This window comes from Vulcanisaeta sp. EB80 (assembly GCF_002078205.2).
The window spans coordinates 1-6,648 of the sequence record NZ_LCWN02000096.1; the positions used below are offsets into that span (position 1 = coordinate 1).

Genomic DNA, 6,648 nt, shown 5'->3' on the forward strand with positions numbered 1-6,648 from the left:
ACGGCAGGTAGGATTGGTTTGAGGAGTGTTGGTTATGGTGAGTTGTTTAGGGGTTCCTTGCTCATTATTACTGTGCTTAGCACGGTATTGGTGTCCTCGGCATTTCTGTACACGATACCACTTGTTAGTCTGGCACCCACGTATCTTAGTGCTATTAAACCACCAGGGCTTGGTTACTGGCTTGTTGCGCTACCGCTCGTTGGTGCCATAGCCTACGTGGTTGCTGGTTACGTATCCGATATCTACGGTAGGGCTGAAACCCTAACTGTGCTTAGCACAATAGCCCTCGTATCATCAGTAGCCCTTCTTTTGATGGCTAGGTCCTACCCAGGTTACGTAACTATACCGGTAGTCCTGGCTTATTTCTCATCCTCAATCTTCGCATACCTAGGGGTGTGGATTAGTGAGTTGTATCCAATGAGGGTTAGGGCCACGGCGTCAAACTTCGCGTTCTTCCTGGGCAGGTTATTGGGTGGTGTTGGTCCACCCATAGTTGCTGCGATCTTTAGTTATGACTTAGGTGTTGGGTTGGGCTACGTATTAACTATAAGTGCGGCATTGGCCTTAGCATCAACCCTAATGCTGGGTAGGTTCACCTCGATAGACTAAGCAACGTTGATGCCGAGCGTTCTAAGTATCATCTTCATTATCTCAACCGCCCTTTTAGCCATGCCCAGCGCGTTTTCGGCATCACCCTGGGTGTAGATATCCCACGGCGTTAGCCCCATGCTGGGCTCGCCATAGGTGCTCCTACCATGCTCCGGCGCCAGTCTCTTGGCTATGTTTGCTAACTCAATCACTAAATCAGCAAGCTCTCTTGGCATTCTATCGACCAATTCCTGCAATTCGCCGGATGGGTCGTGTGACCAGCTCGGCACTCTATACACGGCAATTACGGCTTTCGCCGCATTCTCCGCGGAAAGCTGCGCATTAGCCACCGTACCCCTCCAATCACCCCTGTTAAAGGCTTCGTTAGCATCCCTGAGGTAGTTAATGGCCAATTTATACCTGTACCTAACCTCATCCATTGGGTCGAACATGGTCTCTCACGGTATGTATGAGGGGTTTACCATCAGCCCTCTCCCAACCGTACTTCCCATCCCTCGTCCTATACCTAACCAGGTTCTCCCTCCTGACAAACTCCACAACCGCCTCCTTAAACCACCTCAGCTCACCCTGCCTATCGCAAATTATCACACCATCCCAGGCAATGTTTATTGCTAGCGAGGACCACCTACCGTGAATATCCCCCCTCCTCATGATCACCAGCGAGACATCGCGGTTAACGTACTTCCTAATTAACCCGTAAACCCTAGCCCTAACATCCAAGTTGCCGACTAGGTTCTTGAAGAGCACGAGCACATCCACATCGCTATCCTCCCTAGCCTCACCACGAACCCAACTACCAAAGAGCATCAGGCCTAGGAACTCATCGCCAAACTCCCTCTCGAGATCCACGCACGACCTACTTAATGAAGCAATGATCTCGGCCAGATCCATTAAATCAAGTCTTGGGTAAGGAATACTTATACCTATCGGCGTGGAGATGGTTTAGAAATTATTCATATGCCTTGCCTAGGGTTGAACCAGGGCAAAATTTTGCCATGGGTTGATAAATTAAATATTTTTCAAAACATCTTACTTAACTATTTTATTAACTAATTCGTTCCTTATTTCCTTACCTAGCCTGGTTAGTATTCCCCATGCAGCCAGTACTCCCGTGGCTGCCGCCACGTTTATTCCCCTGGATAGCCCTGCGCCGTCGCCTGCTGCGAATATTCCATCGACCGTGGTCTCCATGAGTTTGTTCACCACAGCCCTCATGCTGTAGTACTTGATCTCGGGTGCGTAGAGTAGTGTGTATTTGCTTGCTAGCCCCGGTATTACGCTATCAACCTTATTTAGGAACTCCAGTATGTTGTCCAGGGCCCTGGCTGGTAGCGCCATGCCTATGTCGCCAGGTGTTACGTACTTGAGCGTCGGCTCTATCACGTTTCTCCTAATCCTATCCCAGGTCGACCTCCTACCATCCTCTAGGTCACCGAGCCTCTGTATTATTGGTTTACCACCGCCCAGTTTCGTGGCTAGCCTGGCTATTGATTTGCCATACTCTATTGTGTCCTCCATGGGGTCTGTGAGCCTTATCGAGGTTAGTAGGGCGAAGTTCGTGTTGTTGCTCTTCCTATCCACGTAGGTCTCCCCATTAACACCAACTGTTCCGTCGTCGTACCTCTCCAGCACCACGAAACCGCCTGGGTTTGTGCAGAATGTCCTGACCTTGTCATCGTGGGATTTCGTGTACATTATTATCTTTGGGTCCATGTATAGGTCCGTTATTGGGTTCATCACGTACCTGGGTATCTCAACCCTAACACCCACATCCAATGGATTTGGTATTAACTCAATACCGAGCCTCCTGGCATCATCCCTAAACCACTCGGCGCCAGCCCTACCGGGTGCCATGAGGATTGTCCTAGCCTCAATGTTGCCCCTCCTGGTCCTGAGCATGAACACGCCATTGCCACGCTCGACATGCTCCACGTTCGTCCCAACAACTAGCTTAACGCCTGCCTCCGTTAGATAGTTGGTGAAGTTTTCAATGACCCTGGTTGATCCGTCAGTACCAATATGCCTCTGCCTAATCGGCACTAATTGGGCACCAACGCGTGCCAGGGATCTCTGGTACTCCTCGAAGGCAGGTCCCTTAGGTTCAAAGACCCTATCCGTGGGTGCTCCAAATTTCACGAATACCTTATCGATGTAATCAATGAGTAGGTTCGCGGAGTCCCAACTATTGAGTATTTCCTGGAGATCACCGCCTATGTCGGGTCTCAGGTTTATTATGCCACTACTGAACAACCCAGCACCACCAATGCCATGAGTTATATGGCACGGAACGCAGACGCATCTACCAATCCTCGACAATGGGCAATGCCTCTGTCTCGGCATGTAGCCCTTATCAATGAGCACCACGCTTATGTCCCTGGCATTCTCAATGAGTTCGTAGGCAGCAAAGAGGCCTGCGGGTCCCCCGCCAATGATGGCTGCGTCATAGATCATGGACCAACCACCTCCCTCCTCAGGTCTACCATGTCCATGGAATCCTCGCCAGTTCCAATCAGGGTTATTGGAACCTTCAACGCTTCACTGACCTCCTCAACCCACTTCCTAGCCTCAACGGGTAGGTCGACCCACCTCCTCTTACCGCGCACGCCTGGGAATAGGGCGTCGAACTTAGTTATAGCCAACTGCGTCGGTCTATTGAGCATGATGGCGCGTCTGGCAAGTTCCAGGTTAAATGGTGCTGCACGCCTTGGTCTACCGGTGACGGTACCCCTCTCAACCCAGCCCCTAGCAACCACCTCATCCTGGCTCAACTCCCCAGGTAATTCGCCAGCGCCAACCCTGGTTACGTAGGACTTGAAGACAAGTATTACGTCACTAACGAGCCTCGGACTAACACCAACCTCACTAATTATTCCAGAGGCTGTGGTGTCCCTGGATGTAACGAATGGGTACGTGCCGTGGTAAAGGCTTAGGAATGTTCCCTGTGTACCCTCAACAACAACTAAACCACCCCTATCTAACTCCTCATTGACTTCCCTAACTACGTCGGTGATGAATCCCCTAAGCTCTGGAAAGTCCTTGGCAGTCTTCAAAACCCTCAGTACTCTATCAACCATTGCCGCCCCAACACCCTGCCCCGTGGATCCGATAGTCTTCATTAGGTACTCATTACTTCTCTCGTTCTCCACATGCCTATCCTCAATAATGCCGGAATTCGCATCAACCCAAACCCTACCTCGTGTGTTCGTCTCCTCAACCTCCCTGAGGAAGACATCGATCTTGAACAGTGCCCCTGGCGCAATCATGAGTCTCGTGTTCTCGTTCACAAAGCATGATGGAATTATCCTGAGCTTCCAGGATTTACCACCGTAACTGACAGTATGCCCTGCATTTATTGAACCTGTCCTAACACAAATGCTAGGTTTATCGGTAAGCCCTAGGTAGGACACGACCTTACCCTTACCCTCATCACCAAAGAATCCCCCCACCACAACTGTTAGCGGCACTTTTTAATTAAGCATTCCAACATATATTTAAACATTGCTTCAGCACATACACGTAATATTCAATAATGAATTATTATAATGATTAATAAAAGCTTTTAAATCAACGATCCAGGACTGGGTGTGGAGGCAATTTCGCCATTAGATGACAGGTACTATGAGGAGTTAAGGGATTATGCGAGCTCCGTCTCGGAAAGAGCCTTCGTTGGTTACAGGTTTCGTGTTGAGGTTTTATACCTTGACTTCCTCATCGACCTATTGAGCAAGGTTGGGATTACGGAACCATTAACACAGAGGGAGAGGGAGGCATTACTTTCGTTGAGATTCAACGATAGTGACTATGCGAGGTTTAAGGAGCTTGAGGGTGAGCTTGGGCATGACGTTAAGGCCCTCGAGTACCTAATCAGGGAGAAATTGGGCAATGTGGGGCTTGGTAGGGTTGCCCATTTAACGCACCTGGGCTTGACTTCAGAGGATGTTAATAACTTAGCCCTGGGCGTCCTTGTGAGGGTGGCTGTTTATGGGCACCTAGTTCCGGAGTTGATGGGTCTATTGAATTCATTAATACGGCTGATTAATAATTACTCATCCACACCAATTCTAGGTAGGACTCATGGGCAACCAGCAACACCAACAACCTTCGGCAAAGAGATTGCGTACCACGCATACAGGGTTTGTTACTGGCTGAGGGATTTGGTTAGTGTTAAGTTGCAGGGTAAGGTTTCGGGGGCTACTGGGTCGATGGCCAGCTTTTCAATGATTAGTAGGGATGTTGATTGGATTGATGAATTGAACAGTTTCGTCGCAAGGCTGGGCTTCGAACCAGCCGTAACCACAACGCAAATACTACCACCAGACTCTCTAACGCGCATACTCACCTCCATAGGGCTTATGGCACAGGCACTCATTAACCTTGCCCAGGACATGTGGATTTACAACATGCTCGGTTACGTACATGTACGCGGTAGACCAATAGGCTCATCAACAATGCCCCATAAGGTGAACCCAGTGGATCTCGAGAACGCAGAGGGTAACCTGAAGCTTGGCTCATCGATACTCATGGAGATTAGTAGGCACTTACAGGTTAGTAGGTTGCAGAGGGATTTGAGTGATTCCACGATAAAGAGGAATATAGGTCTCGGTATTGGACACATCATACTTGGTGTAAGGAGGTTAAATAACGTATTGGGTAGTATTGAGGTTGATGTTGAATCTATGGGTAAGGACCTCAATAACCACTGGGAGGTTTTGAGCGAGGCAGTCCAGGTTAGGCTTAGGGTTTTGGGTATGGTTGACGCCTACGAGAGAACCTTGAAGGGGCTCAGGGGCTCGAGGATGAGTAGGGATGATTACCTTAGGGTGCTTAAAGAGCTCGGTGTTAATGATAACCTCCTCATTGAATTAAGCCCCAGTAACTACACAGGGTACGCCGCACAAATAGCCCTAAACTGCATTAAGTATTGCAGCGATGCAATAAGCCTAGCCAGATCCAGGTACCAGGAAGAATTAGATACCCTCAAATCACTCGGCTTTCTCTAAATCAATTAAATGATAATACTCCAGTAATGCGCATCATAATCCTAAACGAAGGCAACTGAGCCTTTAATAAATCGTTTAATCTTCATAAGGAATTGTGGAAGCAGGGATTCGTTCAGTAAGCAAGGGGATGAAGCCAACAAACTTTATCATTGATGAGATGAACATGGCATTTAAACACAATGGAGTTAGGTATAGATTATTGATTAGGCATGATGATTGCACAAGGCTAATTCTAATTAATGAGGATGAGGGGGATTTCGTAGAGAGCGAATGTGCGAATTCGATAGGTCTAGATTTAGTAATGAGGTTCATTAGGGCAAAGCTCGCCGATTAAATAATCCACCTAATAATGAGGACTAGAATGAAGCCTATCATTACTGCAGCCACAAGCGACGGCAATGCCTCGAGAGCCCTCCTTATTCTCGCCAACAACCTCCTACTGCTGCTCGGTCGTCTATAGATTATGAACTCTATCGATAATGCACCAAAGCCCCTCCTCACGTAGTAAGCCCTAATAATACCCCTAAAACCCGAATCAGCTAAATTCCCAGCAAGCCTAAGCAACGCCTTACTAGGCACCAATAATGATTTAATTAACCAATTAATATAGGTTATTAGCCCAGATTCGTGTATTAGCTTAATGACCTTTTTAAATCCATGAAAAATACAACCAATGACAAGCCTACACGTAATCTCTAACAACCCTACCGAAATCGAGCACGTAATCAAAGGTCCCATAAACACACCTAATAATCCTCCTCGGCTCTAACCTATAGAGTGGGTCTATGTCCGACCTATTGTTGAATGTTAGGGTGCAGGGCCCAGTCCAAACGGACTTTGGGTTAAGCCTGTGCCTATACCTATCAACGAGCTGAACCAATGGCTTAGTCCCATCACCAGCAGGAGGTATTATCTTCAACGCAAGCCTCGTTACGGCTAACGGCTGAAGCTGGGCCGGTTCCTCAGGCCTTATTATTGCTGTGACGAGTCTATAACCAGGTGGTCTCTCGAGGTAACCCATGACCAAGTCGTAATACTT

The 6,648-nt window shown here is 48.2% G+C and carries 8 protein-coding genes and 1 pseudogene; 3 read left to right on the forward strand and 6 right to left on the reverse strand.

All coding sequences use genetic code 11. The annotated features are described in order from the left end of the window. A pseudogene (locus B7L70_RS13615) lies at positions 1-609 on the forward strand (MFS transporter); the annotation flags it as partial. Here B7L70_RS13615 and B7L70_RS11585 read toward each other — a convergent pair. The 4 genes from B7L70_RS11585 to B7L70_RS11600 all read right to left on the reverse strand — a co-directional run bounded on the left by B7L70_RS11585 (position 606) and on the right by B7L70_RS11600 (position 4,073). Further along, positions 606-1,040 carry a HEPN domain-containing protein gene (locus tag B7L70_RS11585; protein WP_081228328.1) on the reverse strand — a complete coding sequence of 145 codons (435 nt, stop codon included), beginning with the start codon at positions 1,038-1,040 and terminating at the stop codon, positions 606-608. The pseudogene B7L70_RS13615 and the gene B7L70_RS11585 overlap by 4 nt on opposite strands. Further along, entirely contained in the window at positions 1,021-1,500 is a 480-nt protein-coding gene (locus B7L70_RS11590) for a nucleotidyltransferase family protein (protein WP_081228329.1), read from the reverse strand. Before B7L70_RS11590 ends, B7L70_RS11585 begins: the two co-directional genes overlap by 20 nt. 138 nt (positions 1,501-1,638) lie before the next feature. Beyond that, positions 1,639-3,060: an NAD(P)/FAD-dependent oxidoreductase gene (locus B7L70_RS11595; RefSeq protein WP_081228330.1), complete on the reverse strand. Its 1,422-nt coding sequence runs from the start codon at positions 3,058-3,060 to the stop codon at positions 1,639-1,641. Further along, entirely contained in the window at positions 3,057-4,073 is a 1,017-nt protein-coding gene (locus B7L70_RS11600) for an adenylosuccinate synthetase (protein WP_081228331.1), read from the reverse strand. Before B7L70_RS11600 ends, B7L70_RS11595 begins: the two co-directional genes overlap by 4 nt. Positions 4,074-4,193: 120 nt before the next feature. On the opposite strand from B7L70_RS11600, the gene B7L70_RS11605 reads away from it, so the two are divergent. Both B7L70_RS11605 and B7L70_RS11610 read left to right on the forward strand, forming a co-directional pair. After that, positions 4,194-5,609 carry a lyase family protein gene (locus B7L70_RS11605; protein WP_081228332.1) on the forward strand — a complete coding sequence of 472 codons (1,416 nt, stop codon included), beginning with the start codon at positions 4,194-4,196 and terminating at the stop codon, positions 5,607-5,609. A 94-nt stretch (positions 5,610-5,703) separates the two neighbouring features. Continuing rightward, entirely contained in the window at positions 5,704-5,943 is a 240-nt protein-coding gene (locus B7L70_RS11610) for a hypothetical protein (RefSeq protein ID WP_081228333.1), read from the forward strand. Here B7L70_RS11610 and B7L70_RS11615 read toward each other — a convergent pair. After that, positions 5,940-6,188 (reverse strand): sodium:solute symporter, encoded by a 249-nt coding sequence (locus B7L70_RS11615; protein WP_081228334.1) that lies wholly within the window; start codon positions 6,186-6,188, stop codon positions 5,940-5,942. The two genes, B7L70_RS11610 and B7L70_RS11615, sit on opposite strands and share 4 nt — an antisense overlap. Positions 6,189-6,291: 103 nt before the next feature. Continuing rightward, the coding region (locus tag B7L70_RS11620; protein WP_162009174.1) for an acetoacetate decarboxylase family protein at positions 6,292-6,648 on the reverse strand (357 nt) is incomplete at its 5' end.

Coding starts and splice junctions, on each gene's coding strand:
- B7L70_RS11595 (WP_081228330.1), bottom strand. CDS start 3,060: ATGATCTATGACGCAGCCATCATTGGCGGGGGACCCGCAGGCCTCTTT.
- B7L70_RS11585 (WP_081228328.1), bottom strand. CDS start 1,040: ATGTTCGACCCAATGGATGAGGTTAGGTACAGGTATAAATTGGCCATT.
- B7L70_RS11590 (WP_081228329.1), bottom strand. CDS start 1,500: ATGGATCTGGCCGAGATCATTGCTTCATTAAGTAGGTCGTGCGTGGAT.